Origin of the sequence: Mycobacterium timonense (genome assembly GCF_025821985.1) — a bacterium.
In the GTDB taxonomy this organism is placed as follows: domain Bacteria; phylum Actinomycetota; class Actinomycetes; order Mycobacteriales; family Mycobacteriaceae; genus Mycobacterium; species Mycobacterium avium.
In genome coordinates this window covers 538,219-559,421 of record NZ_JACKSY010000104.1, presented here as the reverse complement: position 1 = coordinate 559,421, position 21,203 = coordinate 538,219, and the positions used below count along the sequence as shown (strand labels likewise).

The following is a 21,203-nucleotide window of genomic DNA, read 5'->3' as shown; positions in this document are numbered from 1 at the left end:
CAAGGACGGAAATCAATGATCAAGAACGGAACTCGTCTCGCCAGCCAGGTGTGCGACACCCAGGTGATCGTCGTCAGGAGTGCGGACAGCCTCGACGACCTGCGCTGCGGCGGGGTGCCGATGGTCCCGGTGGGTGCCGAGCGCTCCGGTGAGTTGGACCCGTCGTTCGCCGACGGCACGGTGATGGGCAAGCGCTACGTCGACGAGACCGGCGCCGAGGTGCTGGTGACCAAGCCGGGCGCGGGAAGCCTGAGCATCGGCCAGACGCCGCTGCAGCTCAAAGAGGTCAAGCCGCTACCGGCCAGCGACTGAGTCACCGCGAGCCGGGTTGCTTGCCCGGGATCTTGTTGCGTACGACGAATTCCCTTGCCTTGATCAGGAATTCGAGTTGCTCGCCGACCTGATGTAGCGGGCCGGCGTTGCGGGTCGAGCGGGACAGCACGATGCCGCCCTCCAGCGCGGCGATCGACATCACGGCCAGCGACGCGGCGTCGGCGTCGTCGAAGCCGTCGTTGACGAAGGCGCGGGTGAGCGCGGTGCACCAGCGGCCCAGGATGGCGCCGGCCTCGGCGGACAGCTTGGGGCCCTCGTCCTCCGAGCAGCCGATCGCCGCGGCCACGACCGGACAGCCGGCGGTGAAGCCGCCCTCGGTCAGCAGCCGCTCCCAGTATTCGACGAACTCGCGCAGCAGCGCCCGGCCGCCGCGGCCGGCCGCCTGGTCGATGAGGGCGGTGATCGAGTCACCCGAATAGCGCAGCGCCTCGGCCAGGATCTGGTTGCGTCCGTCGGGGAAGTGGTAGTAGACCGAGCCGCGCGGTGCGCCGCTGCGGGCCAGCACCGCATCGATGGTCACGCCGGCGGCGCCGCGCTCGCGCATCACCTCGGCGGCGCTGGCCAGCATCTTGGTCCGGGTGCCCCCGCGCTTGGCCGGGGCCTGCTGCTTGGTGGTCGGCACTGTCAGTGAGTCCCGGGGCCGGCGTCAGGCGGCGTGCGAATGCCGCAGTGCCGGCCAGTGCATATGACGTGGGCTGAAGCGGAAGGTGCGGCGCCGCAAGTCGGGCATCTCGCGGGTGAATTGGTAGCCCGCGACGTTGAGCTCAATGATCCACATGATTGGTATCTCCCGGCCTGTGTGCAGCCCTTGATTATGCTAAGAACCATATAAGACGCCCGTAAATTAAGCAATTTCTCAGGCGCAATGTGACGTATACCGCACAAATACGCCGGCTCGCGGGCCGCCCCGCTCGCTTACGCCCTGGTAAATGGCCGGAAAATATGCTCTATTGCATAATCGTGGCGAGCCGGCGCCGCCCCCAAGGCGCCGGGCCAAGCCGGCGCCGAGCCCCCCAAACGCCGAACGTGCACGCACGGCGAAAAACCGGAAGGAAATTCGCGCTGAGTGCACGTTCGGCGGGCGCGGACAGTCCTAGCCCTCGAGCGTGTAGCCCATCGGCATCAGCACGCTCTTCTGCTGCGTGAAGTGCTCGACACCCTCGGGCCCGTTCTCCCGGCCGATGCCGGAGTTCTTGTAGCCGCCGAACGGGCAACACGGGTCGAACGCGTACCAGTTGATCGCGTACGTGCCGGTGCGGATCTTCTCCGACACCGCGATGCCCCGCTGCACGTCGGCGGTCCACACGCTGCCGGCCAGGCCGTACACCGAGTCGTTGGCGATTTTGATCGCGTCCTCTTCGGTGTCGTAGGGGATGATCGACAGCACCGGCCCGAAGATCTCCTCCTGGGCGATTGTCATCTTGTTGTCGACGTCGGCGAACACCGTCGGCTGCACGAAGAAGCCGCTGTCCAGACCCTCGGGGCGGCCGCCGCCGCACACCAGCCGCGCGCCCTCCTCGATGCCCTTGGCGATGTAGCCCTCGACCCGCGCCCGCTGCTTCTCGCTGATCAGCGAACCGATCTGGGCGGCCGGGTCCGACGGCAGACCCACCGGCAGCGACTGCACGAAAGTGCTTACCGCATCCACGATTTCGTCGTAGCGCGACCGCGGGGCCAGGATGCGGGTCTGGGCCACGCAGGCCTGCCCGCTGTTCATGATCCCGGAGAAGACCAGCATCGGCAGCGCCGAGGGCAGGTCGACGTCGTCGAGGACGATGGCCGCGGATTTCCCGCCCAGCTCCAGGGTGCACGGCTTGAGCATGTCGGCGGCGCGACGGCCGATCTCCCTGCCGACCGCCGAGCTGCCGGTGAAGGAGAAGATGTCGACGTCGGTGTTGGACGTCAGCGCCTGCCCGGTCTCGATCCCGCCGGGCACCACCGACAGCACGCCCTCGGGCAGCCCCGCCTCGGCGAAGGCCTCGGCCAAAGCGTTTGCGCTCAGCGGTGTTTCGGCCGCCGGCTTGAGCACCACCGTGCAGCCGGCGAGCAGCGCCGGGCCCAGCTTGTTGACGGCCAGGAACAGCGGCACGTTCCAGGCGACGATCGCGCCCACCACGCCGATCGGCTCGCGGTGCACGATGCTTTGCCCGTAGCCCCCGGTGCGCACCTCTTTCCACTTGACCTGGTCCACCGCCGGACCGGCGAAGAAGTTCAGCGCCCCGATGGAGCTCATCCAGTGCATCGTTTCCACGCTGGTCGGCGGCTGGCCGGTCTCGGCGGCGAGCAGCCCGGTGAACAGGTCCTTGCGCTCCTCCATCACCTTGAGCGCGTTGGCGATCACGGCCGCGCGCTCCTTGGGCGGGGTGGTCGGCCACGGGCCGTTGTCGAAGGCCGCGCGGGCCGCGGCCACCGCGGCGTCCACGTCGGCCGCCGCGGCCAGCGGCACCTTGCCGACGTACTCACCGGTGGCCGGGCAGTGCACCTCGATCACCTCGGAGGTGGACGGTTCGGTCCACTTGCCGCCGATGAAAAGCTTGTCGTATTCGGTCTTGGCCTGAGTCTGGATGTCGCTCATGGGCGCCACCCTACCCAAGCCGAGGCAAAACGAGAACACGTTTCACTATTGGGGTTGCAGGACCAGCACCAGATTGCTGACCAGGAACTCGCGCAGCACCGGGACCGAGGTCAGCCACCACGCCCATCGCGGGTGGTAGCGGGGAAATGCGGCCAGCTCGGCGCCGGTGCACGCCGCCCACGCCAGGCCGTCGGCCACCGACACCTCGAACAACGACGACCCGTAGTTGTTTTTGGCCGGATGGCCGTGCTTGCGGGCGTAGCGCGCGGCGGCGCGGGACCCGCCGAGGTAGTGGGTCAGGCCCATCTCGTGGCCGCCGAACGGGCCCAGCCACACGGTGTAGGAGAGCACCGCCAGCCCGCCGGGCCTGGTCACCCGCAGCATCTCGGCGCCGAGTTGCCAGGGCCGCGGCACGTGTTCGGCGACGTTGGAGGACAGGCAGATGTCCACCGAGTCGTCGGCGAACGGCAGCGCCATGCCCGAGGCGCGCACGAACGTGCCCGTGTCGGCGGCGACGACGGGGCCGGCCGCGTGCATCTCGCCGGGATCGGGCTCGACGCCCAGATAGCGGACGCCGGCGTCGGCGAAGGCCGCCGCGAAATACCCCGGCCCGCCGCCGACGTCTAGCAGGGTGCGGCCGGCCGCGGATTCGCCGTGCCCGGCCCGCCACAGGTCGTCCACCATCGCCGCGGTGTCGGCCGCCAGCGCGCCGTAGAAGCGGGCCGGCTCCGACCGTTCGTAGCGGAACTGCGACAGCAGCCGCACCGAGCGGGCCAGCGTCGCCCGGCGCGCGAAGATGTCGGTCACGGCCACGGGGCAACCTTATGCAGGCTTATGCGGGCACGACGCGCATGGCGCGGCCCGCGGCGCCCGTCCGGCTAGGCTGAACCACTGATGTCTTCCTTGCGCTCCGTGCTGCTGCTGTGCTGGCGCGATACCGGGCACCCGCAGGGCGGCGGCAGCGAGGCCTATCTGCAGCGCATCGGCGCGCAGCTGGCCGCGGCCGGCATCGCGGTCACGTTGCGCACCGCCCGCTATCCCGGGGCGCCGCGCCGCGACGTCGTCGACGGCGTCCGGATCAGCCGGGCCGGCGGCCGCTACTCCGTGTACATCTGGGCGTTGCTGGCGATGGCGGTCGCCCGGCTGGGGCTGGGGCCGCTGCGCACGGTGCGGCCCGACGTGGTCGTCGACACCCAGAACGGCCTGCCGTTTCTGGCCCGGCTGATCTACGGGCGCCGGGTGGTGGTGCTGGTGCACCATTGCCACCGCGAGCAGTGGCCGGTGGCCGGGCCGGTGCTAGGCCGGCTGGGCTGGTTCGTCGAGTCGACGCTGTCGCCGCGGCTGAACCGGCGCAACCAGTACGTGACGGTGTCGCTGCCGTCGGCCCGCGACCTGGTGGCCCTCGGCGTCGACGGCACGCGGATCGCGGTGGTGCGCAACGGCCTGGACGAGGCGCCCGCGCCGTCGCTGTCCGGGCCTCGCGCCGCCGCGCCGCGGGTGGTTGTGCTGTCCCGGCTGGTGCCGCACAAGCAGATCGAGGACGCGCTGGAGGCCGTCGCCCGGCTGCGGCCGCGGGTGCCGGGCCTGCATCTGGACATCGTCGGCGACGGCTGGTGGCGGCAGCGGCTGGTCGAGCATGTCGACCGCCTCGGCATCGGTTCGGCGGTGACGTTTCACGGTCACGTCGACGACGTGACGAAACACCATGTGCTGCAAGGGGCTTGGGTGCACCTGCTGCCGTCGCGCAAGGAGGGCTGGGGTCTGGCGGTGGTCGAGGCGGCCCAGCACCGGGTGCCGACCATCGGCTACCGCTCCTCGGGCGGCCTGTCGGACTCGATCGTCGACGAGGTGACCGGGATATTGGTGGACACCCATGCCGAGCTCGTGGACCGGCTCGAGCAGCTGCTCGCCGACCCGGTGCTGCGCGACCAGCTCGGCGCCAAGGCGCACACCCGCAGCGGCGAATTCTCTTGGGCGCAAAGCGCCGACGCGATGCGCGGCGTGCTCGAAGCGGTGCAGGCCGGCCGCACGGTCAGCGGCCTGGTCAGCGGGCGCGGCTGACCCCGCGGCGCCACCACGCACCGAGTAGGACACCGGCCCCGCTGCCGAGCAGCAGCACCAGCCAGGCCAAATGCGCGATCAGCGTCGCCGCCCGGCGATCGGCGGCCACACCGGCGGTGTGCCCGCCGATCCGATAGAGCGCGATCTCGTCATCCCGGTACACCGGCGCCGCCGCGCCCAGGGTGTGCGCGGCGGCGCCCACCTCGCCGGCGCTGTCGGCCTCCAGCACCAGCCAGCCCACCCCGGCGGCGGCCAGCGCCGCCGGATCGGGCCCGGACAGCAGCAGCTCCTGCACGGCCCGGGCGTGCGCGCCTTCACCGGCGATGGTGGTTCCCGAGATCACCAGGTCGCCGGTGCTCAGCACGTCGGCGCGCACCCAGCGGGGCAGCGGGTCGAGCACCGGCGCCGGGCCCGACCAGGAGAACAGCCGCATGGTGCCGGCCGGCAGCACCGCGACCGCGTCGGGCCGGGCATTAATCGCCGCCGCGACGGCCGGCCAGCCGCGCGGGTAGCGCACCGGCGACACCCTGCCGCCCACGCCCCAGACCAGGTCGGGCAGCGCCAGGATCAGCGCCAGGCAGCACACCAGCGCCGGGGCGGCGGCCCCGAAAAGCCGGCGCCGCAGCGTCAGCACCGCGCCGGCACCGGCCAGCGCGTAGCCGGGCACCGCCAGCGCCACCCACTTCTGCCCGTCGCGCAGCACCCCGACACCCGGCGCGGCGTCGACCACCGCGCCCAGCAGCCGCAGCCCCGGGCCGGTGGCCAGCCCCGCGGGGATCAGCACCGCGGCCGCCGCCAACACCAGCAGCGGCACCGCCGCCGGACGGCGGGCCACCGCCGGCAGGCCGACGGCCACCACGCCCAGCAGCACCACGGCCGAGGCCACCGCGAAAAGCGTTGTGCGCGAACCGGGTACGGCGTCAGCGTTCCAGATGCCGCCCAGGCTGGCCAGGCTGGTCAGCGTGCCCAGGCCCGGCTCGGCGCGCGGCGCGAACGCTTCCACGCCGAGCCGGTTGGCCGGCGTGTGCGACGGCAACGCCGCACCCGTGACCGCGGCGACCAGCCAGGGCAGCGCCGCCACCGCCGCGGCGCCGATCGCCGCCGCGGCCCACACCCAACGCCGCCGGCCCGCACCGGCCACCGGCACGCAGGCCAGCGCCACCGCCGCCGCCAGCAGCAGACCGGTCGGGGTCAGCCCGGCCAGCGCGATGAAGAACGCCAGCCCGAAAAACCCGGCCCCGCCCGTCCGCAACCCCAGCATGGCCGTCGCCACCCACGGCAGGCAGCCGTAGCCCACCAGCAGGCTCCAATGGCCTTGCAAAAGCCGTTCTGCCACATAGGGATTCCAGATCGCCAGCGTGGTTGCCACGAATTCGCCGGGCATTCCCGCGCCCGGCAGCACGAGCGCGACCAGCCGGGCCGCGCCCCAGCCGGCCAGCCACAGCCCCAGCAGCAGCAGCGTCTTCACCACGACCCCGCCGTCGAGAAGGTGGGAAGCCAGCGCCACCGCGAAATCCTGCGGAACCGCGCGCGGCGCGGCCGTCAACCCCAGCGCGGTGTCGGACAGATAGGACCGCGGTGTCGACACCGCGTCCCGCAGCAGCAGATACCCGGGCCTCAACAGCGGCCCGACCACCAGCAGCGCCAGGACCAATGCGTACCCGGGCCGGGTCCAGCGCACGCGGCGGGCTATTCCCGGTCGGGCGGCTTGGCCTCGGTCGGCCCCGCCTCGGTGGGCTCGTCGGGACCGGACTCGGAGCGCAGATCGGGACGTTGGGTGGGCAGTTTCTCGGTCTCGGCTTCGGCGCCGGACACCGGCTCTTCCAGCCCGCTGCGGCCGAAGAAGTCCTGGTCGCCGCGGTCCAGGCCGGGGTCGGTCAGCGCGCTCTCGCTGCGCAGGCTGAACGAGGCCAGCAGCCCACCGCCCACCAGCGCGATCAGCCCGACCGCGGTGAAGGTGATCGGCAGCACCCGCGACCACAGCGCCAGCCGGTCGCGCTCGTCACGGGCCGCGTTGACCTGGGACTCGACCGTGTCCTCGTTGGAGGTGACCTTGTAGTCGGCCAGCGTGAGCTCCGGCTTGAGCGGATCGCGGGCGAAGTAGTGGTGGGCGTGCTCGGTCTGCTTGACGATGGTGCCCGACACCGGGTCCACCCAGAACGTGCGCTGCGCCGCGTAGAAGCGGGTCATGGTGATCTGCTCGTTCGGGTCGCCGCCCTGGATGCCCCACATCGACGCCGGGGCGGTGAACTTGGAGTCGGTCGCCTGGTCGGCGTACAGCGACGGGTAGGCCACCGGGGCCACCAGCTTGCCGTCGGCGTTGTAGCCGACGTTCTGGGTGAACTTGTAGGTGGTCAGCCCGTTGACGTCCTCTTGGCTGTCGTAGTTGACGTCGAACGGCTTCTGCGCGATCGGGTCGAAATAGGGGTACGTCTTCTTCTCGGTGTGGAACGGGAACCGGTAGGACAACCCGTCGTGGCGCAGCGGGATCGCGGTCGGCGGGTTCTCGTCGTTGATGGTGCGCGGCTTCTGCACCGCGCCGCCGGTGTGGGTGTCGTCGGAGACGGCCGTGGCGGTCTTGCGGTTGAGCGTGACGGTGTCGACGATCGCCAGCAGCAGCCCGGTGTCCTTCTGCTTGTCGGTGCGCCGCAACGAGCTTCCGACCTGCAGCGTGACGACGTCGGCGTTGGCCGGCGACTCGACGCTGATCTGCTGCTGGGACACCAGCGGCACGTTCTGGTTGACCACCACGTGGTCGGTGGACAGCGACGCCGAGTCCAGGGCGGTCCCGGTGCCGTCACTGATCAGCGTGGCGTCGACGTCCAGCGGGACCTTGGTGATCCGGCTGGTGGTGTACGTCGTCAGCAGCAGCGCAGCGATCAGCAGGGCAGCTCCGAGTCCGATGATCCCGCATGCGGCGAACCGCAACATGACTGCTCGGTTCACGTCGCTGTGCCCTCCTCATGATCCCTTGCGTGTCTGTGCCGCGACCCGACCCGAGCAGGTGGCCCGGGGCAAACTCGTTTGACCCTAACAGCAGAAAGTAAGGCGGCGGCTTACCAACCTGATGCCCGGGTGTACCCGTTCTCCGGGCCGCGCGCACAGGCAAACTGTGGTGGTGAGCGATGACCAGCGGGTGGGCGGGGTGCGCAGCTTCCTGCCCGCCGTGGAGGGCATGCGCGCCTGCGCGGCCATGGGTGTGGTGGTCACCCACGTCGCGTTCCAGACCGGGCACTCCAGCGGCGTCGACGGCAGGCTGTTCGGCCGCTTCGACCTTGCGGTGGCGGTGTTCTTCGCGCTGTCGGGTTTTCTGCTCTGGCGCGGACATGCCGCGGCGGCACGGGATTTGGCGCCGCGCCCCCGCACCGGCCATTACCTGCGGTCCCGGGTGGTCCGCATCATGCCCGCCTACCTGGTGGCGGTCGTGGTGATCCTGACCCTGTTGCCCGACGCCGATCACCCCAGCCCGACGGTGTGGCTGGCCAACCTGACCCTGACCCAGATCTATGTGCCGCTCACGCTGACCGGTGGGCTGACCCAGATGTGGAGCCTGTCCGTGGAGGTCGGCTTCTACCTGGCGCTGCCGGTGCTGGCGTTGCTGGCCCGCCGCCTCCCGGTGACCGCGCGGGTGCCGGCGATCGCCGCGCTGGGGGCGCTGAGCTGGGCGTGGGGCTGGGTGCCGGTGCACCCCGGTTCGGGCCTCAACCCGCTGAACTGGCCGCCGGCCTTCTTCTCCTGGTTCGCCGCCGGCATGCTGCTGGCCGAGTGGGTGCACGGCGGCATCGGCCGGCCGGTGCGGTTGGCGCAGAGCCGGACGGGCCGGGTGCTGCTGGCCGTCGTCGCGGTGGCCGCCTACCTGGTTGCGGCCTCGCCGCTGGCCGGTCCCGAGGGGCTGGTGCCGGGCACCCCCGCGCAGTTCGCGGTGAAGACGGCGATGGGCTCGCTGGTGGCCTTCGCGCTGATCGCCCCGTTGGTGCTGGACCGGATGGACACGCCGCACCGGGTGTTGGGGACGACCGTGATGGTGACGCTGGGGCGCTGGTCCTACGGCCTGTTCATCTGGCACCTGGCGGCGCTGGCCATGGTGTTCCCGGTGCTCGGCACGTTCCCGTTCACCGGCCGCATGCCCGCGGTGTTGGTGTTGACGCTGATCTTCGGCTTCGCGATCGCCGCGGTCAGCTACGCCCTGGTCGAGTCGCCCTGCCGGGAAGCCTTGCGCCGCTGGGAGAAACGCCACCAGCCCGCCGCGCCGCGCCAGCTCATCGACGCTGAGGCCGACGCAATCGCGCCGTGATCTCGTCGCGGACCGCCGATCGGCGGGACCGGCTCACCCATAGGGGCCCTGGCGCTCGAAGATGCGCCGGGGGTTGTCGACGAGCATGGTGTGCAGCTGCTCGTCGGTGACGCCGCGCTGCTTGAGGGCGGGGATCACGTCGTTGTGGATGTGCAGGTAATGCCAGTTCGGCATGACCTGGGGCACCAACTCCTCGGGAAGTGCGTCGAAATAACAGTTGGCGTCGTGCGAGAGCACCATCTTGTCGGCGTGGCCGCGCTCGCACATCTGCGCGACGATGTTCACCCGGTCCTCGAACGGCGAGATCGCGTCGATGCCGAACCGGTCCATGCCCAGATACGAGCCGGCGGCGATGAGCTCTTCGAGGTAGCCGACGTCGGTGCTGTCGCCGGAATGCCCGATCACCACCCGGCTCAGGTCGACGCCCTCCTCCTCGAAGATCCGCTGCTGGTCGAGGCCGCGGCGCAGCCCGGCGTGGGTGTGCGTGGAGATCGGCACCCCGGTGCGCTTGTGCGCCTGCGCCACCGCCCGCAGCACCCGCTCGACGCCCGGAGTGACGCCGGGTGCGTCAGTGGCGCACTTGAGGATGCCGGCCTTGATGCCGGTGTCGGCGATGCCCTGCTCGATGTCGCGGACGAACATGTCGGTCATGATCTCCGGGCCGCCCAGCTCCGCGCCCGGGCCCAGGTAGTGGAAATAGAAGGGCACATCGTTGTAGGTGTAAAGCCCCGTTGCCACAACGATATTCAGCTCGGTCGCCGCCGCGACCCGGGCGATGCGCGGAATGTAGCGGCCCAGGCCGATGACGGTGAGGTCGACGATGGTGTCCACGCCGCGCGCCTTGAGCTCGTTGAGCCGGTCGATGGCGTCGGCCACCCGCTGCTCTTCGTCGCCCCACGCTTCGGGGTAGTTCTGCGCGATCTCGGTGGTCATGATGAACACGTGTTCGTGCATCAGGGTGACACCCAGCGCAGCGGTGTCGATGGGCCCGCGAGCGGTATTGAGTTCTGACACGCCCCTGATGCTAGGTCGACCGGCATCTGACCAACAGAGGTCGTTTTGTTTCGCCCTCCCCGGCGGGGGCGCCGGTGCGCTACCGTCACCCTCGTCTGCGTCCAGTACCCGCCGGGAGCCCGCCCATGTTGCTCAATCCCAACCACCTGCAACGCCGCTACCCGGATCGCCGCTCGGCGGAGATCATGGCCGCGACGGTCGACTTCTTCGAGTCCCGGGGCAAGGCCCGGTTGAAGTCCGACGACCACGAAAGAGTCTGGTACTCCGACTTTTTGGAGCACATCGGCCGCGAGCGGATCTTCGCCTCGCTGCTGACCCCGACGCGCTACGGGTCGGCCGATTGCCGCTGGGACACCTACCGGATCAGCGGGTTCGCCGAGATCCTCGGCTTCTACGGGCTGAACTACTGGTACCCGTTCCAGGTCACCGCCCTGGGGCTGGGCCCGATCTGGATGAGCGGCAACGACGAGGCCAAGCGCAAGGCGGCCGGGTTGCTCGAGGCCGGCGAGGTGTTCGCGTTCGGGTTGTCCGAGCAGACGCACGGCGCGGACGTCTACCAGACCGACATGAACCTCACCCCGGCACCGGGCGGGGGCTGGACCGCCGCCGGTCAGAAGTACTACATCGGCAACGCCAACGTGGCCCGGATGGTGTCCACCTTCGGCAAATTCGCCGGCGGCGCAACGGATTCCGAGTACGTGTTCTTCGCCGCCGACTCCCGCCACGAGCGGTACCGGCTGATCAAGAACGTGGTGAATTCGCAAAACTACGTCGGCAACTTCGCGCTGAGCGACTACCCGGTGACCGAGGCCGACATCCTGCACCGCGGCCCCGAGGCCTTCCACGCCGCGCTGAACACCGTGAACGTCTGCAAATACAACCTGGGCTGGGGCGCGGTCGGGATGTGCACGCACGCCATGTACGAGGCCGTCACGCACGCGTCCAACCGCATCCTGTACGGCACCGTCGTCACCGACTTCAGCCATGTGCGCCGCCTGCTCATCGACGCCTACGCCCGGCTGGTGGCGATGCGGCTGGTCGCCACCCGGGCCTGCGACTACATGCGCAGCGCCTCGGCCACCGACCGCCGCTACCTGCTGTACAGCCCGCTCACCAAGGCGAAGATCACCGGCGAGGGCGAGCGGGTCATCACCGCGCTGTGGGACGTCATCGCCGCCAAGGGCGTGGAGAAGGACACCATCTTCGAGGCCATGACCCGCGAGATCGGCCTGCTGCCCCGACTGGAGGGCACCGTCCACATCAACATCGGGCTGTTGGGAAAGTTCATGCCCAACTACCTGTTCGCCCCCAGTGGCGAGCTGCCGGTGATCGGCCGCCGCGACGACGCCGCCGACGACGAGTTCCTGTTCGCGCAGGGGCCGACGGGTGGGCTGGGCAAGGTGCGGTTCGGCGACTGGCGGGCACCGTTCGACGGCTTCGCGCACCTGCCCAACGTCGCACTGCTGCGCGCCCAGATCGACGTGCTGGCCGAGATGCTGGCCAGCGCCACCCCGGATGCGTTGCAGCAGAAGGATATCGACTTCGCCTTCGCCGTCGGGCAGTTGTTCGCCAGCGTGCCCTACGCCCAGCTGATTCTGGAGGAGGCTGCGATTTCTAAGCCGTCCGGCGTCGACGACGCGCTGATCGACGAGATCTTCGGCGTGCTGGTCCGCGACTTCAACGCCTACGCCGTCGAGTTGAGCGACAAGCCCGCGACGACGGAGCAGCAGGCCCGTTTCGCGATGCGGATGATCCGCCGCCCCGTGCACGACCCGGCGCGCTACGACCAGATCTGGAAGGAGCAGGTGCTGCCGCTCAGCGGGGCCTACCAGATGCGGCCCTAACGCTCTCGGCGCGCGCACGCCCCTTCGCGAGCGCCTGCCCCTTCGCGAGCGCCTCTCTCGGCGAGCGCCTGCCCCTCGGCGAGCGCCTGCCCCTCAGCGAGCGTCACGCCAGCGTGACCGTCGGGCTCTGGCGTCACGCCAGCGTGACGCTCGGCGCGCAGTGCCGGGCGGCAAGACGCTCGGCGCCGCACCCCCCCTTGACTGTGAGCTTGCTCACAGTAGGATGACCAGTGGTCATTCAGATAGGAGGCGGCATTGCCCACGGTCACTTGGGCGCACGTCGACCCGGCTCGACGTGCGGCGATCATCGAGGCCGCGGAGTCGGAATTCGGCGCGCACGGATTCTCCCGCGGCAGCCTGAACGTCATCGCCCGCAAGGCCGGCGTGGCCAAGGGCAGCCTGTTCCAGTACTTCGCCGACAAGCGCGACCTGTATGCGTTCATCGCCGACATCGGCAGCCAGCGGGTCCGCGGCTACATCGAGCAGCTGATCCGCGAGCTCGACCCGACCCGGCCGTTCTTCGAATTCCTCACCGACCTGCTCGACGGGTGGGTGGCCTACTTCGCCGACCACCCGCACGAGCGGGCGCTGCACGCCGCGGCCACGCTGGAAGTCGACACCGAGGCCCGGATCAGCGTGCAGAACGTCATCCACCGCCACTACCTGGAGGTGCTGCGGCCGCTGGTGCGCGACGCCCGGCTGCGCGGCGACCTGCGCGCCGACTCGGACACCGACGCGCTGTTGTCGTTGCTGCTGCTGATCTTCCCGCACCTGGCGCTGGCCCCCTACATGCGCGGACTGGATCCGGTGCTCGGGCTCGACGAGCCCACCCCCGAGCAGCCCGCGCTGGCGGTGCGCCGGCTGGTCGCGGTGCTGGCCGCCGCGTTCTCGCCCGCGCCGGCCCACTTTGCCACCCCACGATCCGAGGAGGTCACATGAACCGAACCCGAAGCGCCTCGATGGTGCAGGGCGGTCTCAACTGGGACAGCTTGCCGCTCAAGCTTTTTGCGGGCGGCAACGCGAAATTCTGGAATCCTGCCGACATCGACTTCTCCCGTGACCGGGCCGACTGGGAACGGCTCACCGACGACGAACGCAGCTACGCCACCCGGCTGTGCGCTGAGTTCATCGCCGGTGAGGAATCGGTGACCCAGGACATCCAGCCGTTCATGGCCGCGATGCGGGCCGAAGGCCGGCTCGGCGACGAGATGTATTTGACCCAGTTCGCCTTCGAGGAGGCCAAGCACGTCCAGGTGTTCCGGATGTGGCTGGACGCCGTCGGTGTCACCGACGATCTGCACCACTTTCTCGACGACGTCCCCAGCTACCGGACGATCTTCTACGAGGAGCTGCCGGACTGCCTGAACGCGCTGACGATCGATCCGTCGCCGGCCGCCCAGGTGCGGGCGTCGGTGACCTACAACCACATGGTCGAAGGCATGCTGGCGCTGACCGGATACTTCGGCTGGCACAAGATCTGCGTGGAACGCGGCATCTTGCCGGGCATGCAGGAACTGGTGCGGCGCATCGGCGACGACGAGCGCCGGCACATGGCGTGGGGCACCTTCACCTGCCGCCGGCACGTCGCCGCCGACGACGCCAACTGGGGCGTCTTCGAAACCCGGATGAACGAACTGATGCCGCTCGGGCTGCGCCTGATCGAAGAGGGCTTCGCGCTCTACGACCCGATGCCCTTCGACCTGTCGGTGGACGAGTTCATGGCCTACGCCAGCGACAAGGGCATGCGGCGCTTCGGCACCATCGCCAGCGCCAGGGGCCGCCCGCTGGCCGAGATCGACCTGGACTACACGCCCGTGCAGCTCGAGGACACCTTCGCCGACGAGGACGCCCGCGCGCTGGCAGCGGTGTGACGGCGAGCAGACGCAAAAGCCCCCAATGTCACGGCGTGTCGGGGGATTTCACGTCTGCTCGGCGGGTCACTCGACCTTCGAGCCGCCGCCGGCGTCGCCGCTCTTCGACGACCCGATCCAGACGGTCTTGGCGTTGCAGAACGCGCGGATGCCCAGGCCGGCGAGCTCGCGGCCGTAGCCGGACCGCTTGACGCCGCCGAACCCCAGCTCCGGGTAGGACACCGTCATGCCGTTGATGAAGACCTGGCCGGCCTCGATGTCGTCGATGAAGCGCTGCTGCTCGGCCGCATCGTTGGTCCAGGCGTTGGACCCCAACCCGAAGGTGGTGGCGTTGGCGATCTCGATGGCCTCGTCGATGTCGGCGGCCCGGTACATCGACGCGACGGGCCCGAACACCTCCTCGGTGTACAGCGCCATGTCCTGGGTGATGTCGGTGACCACGGTCGGCGGGTAGAACCAGCCGGGCCCGTCGAGCGGCTTGCCGCCGCAGCGCAGCGTGGCGCCCGCGGCCACGGCGTCGTCGACCTGCTTGGCGATCTCGTCGCGGCCCGACTCGGTGGCCAGCGGGCCCACGTCGGTGGCCGGGTCGGTGGGGTCGCCGACCTTCAGCGCTTTCATCTGTTCGACGAACTTGTCGACGAACGCGTCGTAGATGTCGGTGTGCACGATGAACCGCTTGGCCGCGATGCAGGATTGGCCGTTGTTCTGCACCCGGGCGGTGACCGCGGTCTTGACGGCCTCGTCCAGATCGGCCGAGGGCATCACGATGAACGGGTCGCTGCCGCCGAGCTCGAGCACGGTGGGCTTGATCTCGTCGCCGGCGATGGCCGCCACCGACTGGCCGGCCGGTTCGCTGCCGGTCAGGGTGGCCGCGGCCACCCGCGGGTCGCGCAGGATGCGCTCGACCGCGCTGGACGGCACCAGCAGGGTCTGGAAGCAGCCCTCGGGGAAGCCGCCGCGGGTGATGACGTCGGCCAGATACAGCGCGCTCTGCGGCACGTTCGACGCGTGCTTGAGGATGCCGACGTTGCCGGCCATCAGCGCCGGCGCGGCGAACCGCACCGCCTGCCACAGCGGAAAGTTCCACGGCATCACGGCCAGTACCACACCGAGCGGCTGGTAGCGGATGTACGCCCGGGCCGCGCCGACCTTGCCGGCGTCGGCCGGCTCGTCGGCCAGCAGCTGCTCGGCGTTCTGCGCGTAGTAGCGAAAACCCTTGGCGCACTTGAGCGCTTCCGCCTTGGCCGACTTGAGGGTCTTGCCCATTTCCAGCGTCATCATGGCGGCCACCTCGTCGGCCTCGGCCTCGAGCAGGTCGGCGGTGGCGTTGGCCCACTGGGCGCGCTGGGCGAACGTGGTGGAGTGGCGGTAGTCGAGGAAGCGTTCGTAGGCGCGGGCGATGGCGGCATCGACTTCTGCATCGCTGGCCGGGGTGAAGGTTTTGACCGTCTCGCCGGTTGCGGGGTTGATGGTGGCGATGGGCACGCTGGCCCTCCTTCGTCTGCGTGCTTGGTGAAACGTCCGACTTCCAGCCTGCCACTATCGTGGCCAACGGGAGGTGTCGGATGAGCAAAGCCGCTGAGCTGATCGTCAAGTGCCTGGAAAACGAGGGGGTCTCCGTCGTGTTCGGGCTGCCCGGCGAGGAGAACATCCGCTTCGTGCAGGCGCTGGCCGCCTCACCGATCCGCTACGTGCTGACCCGGCACGAGCAGGCCGCCTCCTTCATGGCCGAGATGTACGGACGGGTCACCGGCCGGGCGGCGGTGGTGTCGGCCACGCTGGGGCCCGGCGCGATCAACATGCAACTCGGGGTCGCCGATGCCACCACCAACAGCACCCCGCTGGTCGCCATCTCCGCGCAGGTGGGTCACGACCGGGAGTTCAAGGAGTCGCATCAATACGTCGACCTGGTGTCGATGTTCGCCCCGATCACCCGGTGGGCGGCCGGCATCCCGACCGCGCGCGCCATCCCCGAGATGGTGCGCAAGGCCTTCAAACTCGCCGAATCCGAGCGCCCGGCCGCGGTGTATCTGGCGGTGCCCGAACACATCGATGCCGACGAAACCGACTACGACCTGGGGCCGTTGCCGCGCAACGTGGTCCGGCCCGACGCCCCGTCGCCGCGCCAGGTGGAACGCGCCGCGCAGATCCTGCGCAACGCCAAGCGACCGGTGGTGCTGGCCGGGCACGGCGCGGCGCGCGCCGATGCCACCAAGGCGCTGGTGCGCTTCTCCGAGGAGTTCGGCATCCAGGTGGCCAACACCTTCCACGGCAAGGGTGTCATGCCCGACGACCACCCCAACAGCATCGGCACGCTGGGCTTCATGCGGCACGACTACGTCAACTTCGGGTTCGACCACGCCGACGCCGTCATCGCCGTCGGCTACGAATTGCAGGAGTTCGACCCGGTCCGGATCAACCCACAGGCCGACAAGAAGATCATCCACATGCACCGGTTCCCGGCCGAGGTGGACGCGCACTACTCGGTCGACGTGGGCATCATCGGCGACATCAGCGATTCGCTGAACGCGCTGACCGACGCGCTGTCCGGTCACCGTTTCGAGCACGCCGCCGACGTGCCCGGCTCCGGGCTGCTGACCGACGAATTCGCGCGCGGGCAACAGGATTCGCGTTATCCGCTGGCGCCGGCGCGGGTGGTCGCCGACACCCGGGCGGCGCTGGGCCGCAGCGACGTGGTGCTGGTCGACACCGGCGCCACCAAGATGTGGATGGCCCGGCTGTACCCGACCTACGAGCGCAACACCTGCCTGATCTCAAATGGCTTGTCCACCATGAGCTTTGCCCTGCCCGGGGCGCTCGGGGTGAAGCTCGCCCAGCCGCAGTCCAAGGTGCTGGCCGTGGTCGGCGACGGCGCGTTCCTGATGAACTCCCAGGAGATCGAGACCGCCGTGCGCGAACGCATCCCGCTGGTGGTGCTGATCTGGGAGGACGGCGGCTACGGCCTGATCGAATGGAAGATGGACCTCGAACTCGGCGCACACTACTACGTCAAGTTCGCCAACCCCGACGTGGTCACCTACGCAGAAAGCTTCGGCGCCAAGGGATATCGCATCTCTCATGCCGACGAACTGTTGCCGACGCTGCGGGCCGCGCTCGACGACGACGGCGTCTCGCTGATCAGCTGCCCGGTCGACTACTCGGAGAACCTGCGGCTGACCAACCGCCTCGGTGAGCTCGACGAAACGCTGTGAAAAGCCGCCGCGGCAGCGACGGTCATTGACAATGGGCTGATGCTGTTTCGTCAGCTGGAGTACTTCGTCGCGCTCGCCTCCGAGCGTCACTTCGCGCGGGCCGCCCGCGCGTGCTACGTGTCCCAGCCCGCGCTCTCGGAGGCCATCCGCAAGCTCGAGCAGGAACTCAACGTGCCCCTGGTGCGTCGCGGGCAGAAGTTCGAAGGGCTGACGCCCGAGGGCGAGCGGCTGGTGCTGTGGGCGCGGCGCATCCTGGCCGACCACGACGCCCTCAAGCAGGAGGTCGCCGCGCTGCAGACCGGCCTGACCGGCGAGCTGCGTCTCGGCGTCATCCCGGCGGCCTCGAGCATCGTCGCCCTGCTCACCGATCCCTTCTGCGCCGCCCATCCGCTGGTGCGGGTGCAGCTCGAGACCAGCCTGCGGTCGGCCGAGATCGTGCAGCGACTGCGCCGGTTCGAGCTGGACGCCGGGGTCCTCTACCCCGACCGGCAGGATGTCGCCGACCTGCTGGTCACCCCGCTCTACACCGAGCAGCAGGTGCTCATCGCCGGCGCCGAGTTGCTCCCCGACCCGTCGGAGACCATCAGCTGGTCCGACGCGCTGACGCTGCCGATGTGCCTGCTGAACCAGGGCATGCGCGGCCGCCGGCTCATCGACGACGCGCTGGCCGCGCTGGAGCTCACGGTCACGCCGCAGCTCGAGACCGACTCCGTCGCCACGCTGCTGGCGCACGTCGGCACCGGCCGGTGGGCAAGCATCATCCCGCAGACCTGGATCCACTCGCTGCGCCCGCCCGCCGGCGCGCGCATCCTGCGGCTGGAGAACCCGACCGTCACCGCCACGGTCGCGCTGGTCACCAGCGCCACCGAGCCGGGCTCGGTGCTGACCCGCGCGTTGGTGCAGACCGCGCGGGGCGCCGGCATCAATGACGTGTTGCGCAAAGCCGCGCCCGGATACTCCGCGGGCTAGCAGCCACCGGCCGTGATCGGCCGGGCCTATCACCCGGTCGGAACTACGTCTTGGACACCCCCGGCGACCGCGCGCGAGACTGAAAGTGCTTCGGAAGCGACGAATCCACCGGCCGCAGGGCCGATTTCACCTCAGGAGAGACCATGAACCACTGCCGGCGCGTGCCGTGCCGCGATTCGGTGGTCGCCGCGAACACCGAAGACGGCACCACCTCGCCCCACCGCTCGACCCATCGCGGGGCCGCACGATGAAAGACTTCCGGGCGCCGGTCAACGGCGTCGACGGCGATTCCGCTTCCGCGCTGGTTGCGGTGTCCAAATCCCAAGGCGCCCAAACGATCCGGCCGGACTCCGTTTCCCGACTCGTCGGCGCGTTGCTCGACGACCACGCCGCGGTGGTCGGTCGCGTCCGCAGCGTCATTCGGTCCCGGCTTCCGGTCTACCGTTCGGTTGCCGACGAGGCACTCGAGGCCGAGCTCGAGTGGGTCTTGCGGTCCGCCGTCGGCGGGCGCGAGGCGTTGCACGAGCCGCAGATCGCGGGCCTCGCCGCGATCTGCGAGGCGCGGGCGCGCGACGGCGTACCCGTCGACGACATGCTGCGCGCCTGGCGGATCGGCGTCGAGGTGGTGGTGGAGTGCGCGCGTGAGGCGGCGCGACGGTTGGGCGTCGACGATGCGCGGGTGCTGGAACTCGTTCAGTCGGCACTGGCATGGTCCGACATCGCCATGGCGACCTCGGCCAAAGCGCACCGGCGGACCGAACGCGCGCTGGCCCTCGAGGCCGAGGAGAGTGACGCGGAGTTCGTTCGGGGTGCGCTGATGGGTTCGCTCCCGGTCGCCGAGCTGCGCATGCACGCCGAGCTGCGTGGGCTGGACCCCGGCGCCGAGTATGTGGCCGTTCGCGCCCGCCTGGGCGGCGACGGCCCCCATCTCCGGCTGGAGCAGTCGCTGGGTTTTCAGGACCCGGCGCACAGTCGACGCGGTCTGTGCGCCCTGCTCGACGGCGACCTCGCCGGCTTCCTGATCGAGCCGCCCCGCGACGTCGAGGGTGTCGTGGGTTTCGGCCCCCCGAGGCCGCTGACGCGGTTGAGCGAGTCCTACCGGATGGCGGCGCGCGCGCTGGTAACCGCGGAGGCCTGCGGGTTGCGCGGCGCCTACGACATCGCCGCGCTGGGTCTGCGCACGGCCGTCGCGATCGATGCCGACGTCGGCGAGCTGTTGCGGAAGCGCTACCTGGAGCCGCTGTCCGTCGGCGGTTCGAGCCGTGAACTGATTGCTACGGTCCGGACGTACCTGGCGTGCGGGATGCACGTGGAGCGCACGGCGACAAGGTTATTCGTCCATCAGAACACCGTGAGGTATCGGCTGGCGCGGTTCGAGGAGCTGACCGGCGCCAGCCTGCGCGACACCGAGGTGGTCACCGAAGTGTGGTGGGTTCTCGAGCTGGCGGCGATGCGCCTGTAGCGGTCCCGAGGACGGGCCGCGAGCCGATACGGTGGATGCCATGCGCCGCGTGGACTACGTCATCCAATATGTCGAGTCACTGGAGCGGTCGGTGACGTTCTACCGGGACGTGATCGGGCTCGAGGTGCGCATCGAGGGCGACGGCTATGTCGAGTTCGAGATGCCCAACACCAAGTTCTCGCTTTTCGAACGCTCCAAGCTTCCCGAGCTGATCGGTCGCGAGGGCGGCAGCGCGCCGTGCGGCGAGATCGGTTTTCTGGTCGATGACGTGGACGAGGAAGCGACGCGGTTGCGGGGGCTCGGCGTCGAGATCCTCAGCGGACCGGTGGACCGGCCCTGGCGGGAAAGGACGCTGCACATCGCCGATCCGGACGGCAACGTCATCGAATTCGCACAGAAGCTTCGATGACGTCCCGGCCCGGGAACCGACGCGGCTTAGCGTTTGTAGCGGTTCCCAAACGGGTGCCCCGATGTCCGTGACAATCCCGGCGGCCGCTCCGTAGCCGGCGCCCTCGCTTCGAGGGGACACTGTCGTGACGGGAGGAGCCGACGATGCCGGACCTTGCGCGGCGCCTGCGACGGACTTTGTGGCCGATCGCGCAGACCACGGTCGCCGCCGGCCTCGCCTGGTACCTCGCCCACGACGTGCTCGACCACCGGGAGCCCTTCTTCGCGCCGATCGCCGCCGCGGTGTGTTTGTGGATGACCAATCGGGTGCGCGCCGAACTGGCCGTCGAAATGATCATCGGCGTGGCGTTGGGGATCGGGGCGGGCACCGTCGTGCTGGCCGTGTTCGGCGCGGGAACCATCGGCATGGGTGCGGCCGTGATGCTTTCGCTGACCCTGGCGGTGCTGATTGCGCGCAGCTTCAGCACCCAGCGATCGATGTTCGTCAACCAGAGCGTGATCTCGGCCATCCTGATCATGGCGTTCCCGCACACCGGGCTCGGGGTGGAGCGGCTGTACGACGCGCTGATCGGCGGCGGACTGGCGGTGGTGTTCAGCATCCTGCTGTTTCCCAAGAATCCGCTCGCGGTCCTGCACGACGCATCCGGCGAACTATTGACCGCGCTGCACGACATTCTGGCCCAGATCTGTTGTCGCAGAGCCGATTCGGCGTCACCGGATCAGGGTTGGGCGCTGGCCGCCGCCGACCGGCTGCAGCGGTGCTCGGCGAGTCTCATCGAAGCCCGCGGCACCGCAAGGCAATTGGCGCGCGTCTGCCCGCGCCGGTGGCCGTTGCGCGGCGCGGTCGGGGCTGCCGACCGCCAGGCGGTGCACGTCGGGTTGTTCGGCAGCTCGGTGTTGCAGCTGGCGCGGACCCTGACGTCGGTGCGCATCCCCGGCGGCCCGCACGCCGAAGCGTTCCGCGCCGCGGTCGACGACCTGCGCGACGCCGTCTCCGCGCTGGCCACCGGCCACCCGGAAACCGCTGCCGCACATGCCGAGTCCGCGCGCCGTCACAGCGCGGCGCTACCCGCGGGCAGCCCGGCCAGCGTGGCCGTCGTCATCGATGCGTGCATCGACGAACTGCAACAGGCCATCGGCCCACATCGTTCTTGACTTCG

The 21,203-nt window shown here is 69.8% G+C and carries 19 protein-coding genes; 11 read left to right on the top strand and 8 right to left on the bottom strand.

From position 1 onward, the window contains the following. Nucleotides 1-15 precede the first annotated feature (15 nt). A complete protein-coding gene (locus H7I87_RS25185; protein WP_003874076.1) occupies nucleotides 16-312 on the top strand; it encodes a hypothetical protein in 297 nt (98 codons plus the stop codon). 1 nt (nucleotide 313) lies between these two features. On the opposite strand, the gene H7I87_RS25180 is transcribed toward H7I87_RS25185, so the two are convergent. From H7I87_RS25180 to H7I87_RS25165, 4 genes are all read right to left on the bottom strand, one after another. Further along, nucleotides 314-955 (bottom strand): TetR/AcrR family transcriptional regulator, encoded by a 642-nt coding sequence (locus tag H7I87_RS25180; protein WP_003874075.1) that lies wholly within the window; start codon nucleotides 953-955, stop codon nucleotides 314-316. 24 nt (nucleotides 956-979) lie between these two features. Next, nucleotides 980-1,111 carry a hypothetical protein gene (locus tag H7I87_RS25175; RefSeq protein ID WP_003874074.1) on the bottom strand — a complete coding sequence of 44 codons (132 nt, stop codon included), beginning with the start codon at nucleotides 1,109-1,111 and terminating at the stop codon, nucleotides 980-982. Between the two features lie 315 nt (nucleotides 1,112-1,426). Further along, nucleotides 1,427-2,908 carry an aldehyde dehydrogenase gene (locus H7I87_RS25170; RefSeq protein ID WP_009979657.1) on the bottom strand — a complete coding sequence of 494 codons (1,482 nt, stop codon included), beginning with the start codon at nucleotides 2,906-2,908 and terminating at the stop codon, nucleotides 1,427-1,429. A gap of 45 nt (nucleotides 2,909-2,953) precedes the next feature. After that, on the bottom strand, nucleotides 2,954-3,721 hold the full coding sequence (locus H7I87_RS25165; RefSeq protein ID WP_009979656.1) for a class I SAM-dependent methyltransferase: 768 nt from the start codon (nucleotides 3,719-3,721) through the stop codon (nucleotides 2,954-2,956). 81 nt (nucleotides 3,722-3,802) lie between these two features. Between H7I87_RS25165 and H7I87_RS25160 the strand changes: the two genes are divergently transcribed. Continuing rightward, nucleotides 3,803-4,969, top strand: coding sequence for a glycosyltransferase family 4 protein (locus tag H7I87_RS25160; protein WP_009979655.1), 1,167 nt, complete (start codon nucleotides 3,803-3,805; stop codon nucleotides 4,967-4,969). Here H7I87_RS25160 and H7I87_RS25155 read toward each other — a convergent pair. Together H7I87_RS25155 and pgfA are read right to left on the bottom strand one after the other, a co-directional pair. Further along, the gene (locus tag H7I87_RS25155; RefSeq protein WP_011726345.1) at nucleotides 4,953-6,650 is read right to left on the bottom strand and encodes an MmpA family trehalose lipid delivery protein; all 1,698 of its coding nucleotides are present in this window, start codon (nucleotides 6,648-6,650) and stop codon (nucleotides 4,953-4,955) included. The genes H7I87_RS25160 and H7I87_RS25155 overlap by 17 nt on opposite strands. Before the next feature lie 8 nt (nucleotides 6,651-6,658). Next, entirely contained in the window at nucleotides 6,659-7,915 is a 1,257-nt protein-coding gene (pgfA, locus tag H7I87_RS25150) for a cell envelope lipid trafficking protein PgfA (protein ID WP_003874069.1), read from the bottom strand. A gap of 121 nt (nucleotides 7,916-8,036) precedes the next feature. Between pgfA and H7I87_RS25145 the strand changes: the two genes are divergently transcribed. Beyond that, nucleotides 8,037-9,263, top strand: a complete 1,227-nt coding sequence (locus tag H7I87_RS25145) for an acyltransferase family protein (RefSeq protein ID WP_023860770.1) — start codon at nucleotides 8,037-8,039, stop codon at nucleotides 9,261-9,263. Between the two features lie 33 nt (nucleotides 9,264-9,296). Here the strand turns inward: H7I87_RS25145 and H7I87_RS25140 are convergent, their stop codons facing one another. After that, entirely contained in the window at nucleotides 9,297-10,277 is a 981-nt protein-coding gene (locus H7I87_RS25140; protein ID WP_009979649.1) for a phosphotriesterase family protein, read from the bottom strand. A 125-nt stretch (nucleotides 10,278-10,402) separates the two neighbouring features. Here H7I87_RS25140 and H7I87_RS25135 point away from each other — a divergent pair, with 125 nt between their 5' ends. The 3 genes from H7I87_RS25135 to H7I87_RS25125 all read left to right on the top strand — a co-directional run bounded on the left by H7I87_RS25135 (nucleotide 10,403) and on the right by H7I87_RS25125 (nucleotide 13,992). After that, nucleotides 10,403-12,121, top strand: coding sequence for an acyl-CoA dehydrogenase family protein (locus tag H7I87_RS25135; protein ID WP_023870595.1), 1,719 nt, complete (start codon nucleotides 10,403-10,405; stop codon nucleotides 12,119-12,121). A 255-nt stretch (nucleotides 12,122-12,376) separates the two neighbouring features. Beyond that, nucleotides 12,377-13,060, top strand: a complete 684-nt coding sequence (locus H7I87_RS25130; RefSeq protein WP_033724714.1) for a TetR/AcrR family transcriptional regulator — start codon at nucleotides 12,377-12,379, stop codon at nucleotides 13,058-13,060. Beyond that, a complete protein-coding gene (locus tag H7I87_RS25125; RefSeq protein ID WP_009979645.1) occupies nucleotides 13,057-13,992 on the top strand; it encodes a R2-like ligand-binding oxidase in 936 nt (311 codons plus the stop codon). Before H7I87_RS25130 ends, H7I87_RS25125 begins: the two co-directional genes overlap by 4 nt. Before the next feature lie 66 nt (nucleotides 13,993-14,058). Here H7I87_RS25125 and H7I87_RS25120 read toward each other — a convergent pair whose 3' ends face one another. After that, complete coding sequence (locus H7I87_RS25120; RefSeq protein ID WP_023863102.1) at nucleotides 14,059-15,477, bottom strand: NADP-dependent succinic semialdehyde dehydrogenase; 1,419 nt, start codon at nucleotides 15,475-15,477, stop codon at nucleotides 14,059-14,061. A gap of 80 nt (nucleotides 15,478-15,557) precedes the next feature. Here H7I87_RS25120 and H7I87_RS25115 point away from each other — a divergent pair, with 80 nt between their 5' ends. The 5 genes from H7I87_RS25115 to H7I87_RS25095 all read left to right on the top strand — a co-directional run bounded on the left by H7I87_RS25115 (nucleotide 15,558) and on the right by H7I87_RS25095 (nucleotide 21,198). Beyond that, complete coding sequence (locus H7I87_RS25115) at nucleotides 15,558-17,204, top strand: acetolactate synthase large subunit (RefSeq protein ID WP_009979643.1); 1,647 nt, start codon at nucleotides 15,558-15,560, stop codon at nucleotides 17,202-17,204. 39 nt (nucleotides 17,205-17,243) lie between these two features. After that, complete coding sequence (locus H7I87_RS25110; protein WP_003879129.1) at nucleotides 17,244-18,173, top strand: LysR family transcriptional regulator; 930 nt, start codon at nucleotides 17,244-17,246, stop codon at nucleotides 18,171-18,173. A 247-nt stretch (nucleotides 18,174-18,420) separates the two neighbouring features. Next, nucleotides 18,421-19,635 carry a PucR family transcriptional regulator gene (locus H7I87_RS25105; protein WP_033727381.1) on the top strand — a complete coding sequence of 405 codons (1,215 nt, stop codon included), beginning with the start codon at nucleotides 18,421-18,423 and terminating at the stop codon, nucleotides 19,633-19,635. Between the two features lie 40 nt (nucleotides 19,636-19,675). After that, nucleotides 19,676-20,044, top strand: coding sequence for a VOC family protein (locus H7I87_RS25100; RefSeq protein WP_031349392.1), 369 nt, complete (start codon nucleotides 19,676-19,678; stop codon nucleotides 20,042-20,044). 143 nt (nucleotides 20,045-20,187) lie between these two features. Beyond that, nucleotides 20,188-21,198 (top strand): FUSC family protein, encoded by a 1,011-nt coding sequence (locus H7I87_RS25095; RefSeq protein ID WP_063967089.1) that lies wholly within the window; start codon nucleotides 20,188-20,190, stop codon nucleotides 21,196-21,198. Nucleotides 21,199-21,203 lie beyond the last annotated feature (5 nt).

Excerpts from the sequence above, each read along its gene's own strand:
- H7I87_RS25095 (WP_063967089.1), top strand. The coding sequence starts at position 20,188 with ATGCCGGACCTTGCGCGGCGCCTGCGACGGACTTTGTGGCCGATCGCG.
- H7I87_RS25115 (WP_009979643.1), top strand. The coding sequence starts at position 15,558 with ATGAGCAAAGCCGCTGAGCTGATCGTCAAGTGCCTGGAAAACGAGGGG.
- H7I87_RS25125 (WP_009979645.1), top strand. The coding sequence starts at position 13,057 with ATGAACCGAACCCGAAGCGCCTCGATGGTGCAGGGCGGTCTCAACTGG.
- H7I87_RS25110 (WP_003879129.1), top strand. The coding sequence starts at position 17,244 with ATGCTGTTTCGTCAGCTGGAGTACTTCGTCGCGCTCGCCTCCGAGCGT.
- H7I87_RS25145 (WP_023860770.1), top strand. The coding sequence starts at position 8,037 with ATGCCCGGGTGTACCCGTTCTCCGGGCCGCGCGCACAGGCAAACTGTG.
- H7I87_RS25135 (WP_023870595.1), top strand. The coding sequence starts at position 10,403 with ATGTTGCTCAATCCCAACCACCTGCAACGCCGCTACCCGGATCGCCGC.
- H7I87_RS25175 (WP_003874074.1), bottom strand. The coding sequence starts at position 1,111 with ATGTGGATCATTGAGCTCAACGTCGCGGGCTACCAATTCACCCGCGAG.
- H7I87_RS25185 (WP_003874076.1), top strand. The coding sequence starts at position 16 with ATGATCAAGAACGGAACTCGTCTCGCCAGCCAGGTGTGCGACACCCAG.
- H7I87_RS25100 (WP_031349392.1), top strand. The coding sequence starts at position 19,676 with ATGCGCCGCGTGGACTACGTCATCCAATATGTCGAGTCACTGGAGCGG.
- H7I87_RS25160 (WP_009979655.1), top strand. The coding sequence starts at position 3,803 with ATGTCTTCCTTGCGCTCCGTGCTGCTGCTGTGCTGGCGCGATACCGGG.
- H7I87_RS25105 (WP_033727381.1), top strand. The coding sequence starts at position 18,421 with ATGAAAGACTTCCGGGCGCCGGTCAACGGCGTCGACGGCGATTCCGCT.
- H7I87_RS25170 (WP_009979657.1), bottom strand. The coding sequence starts at position 2,908 with ATGAGCGACATCCAGACTCAGGCCAAGACCGAATACGACAAGCTTTTC.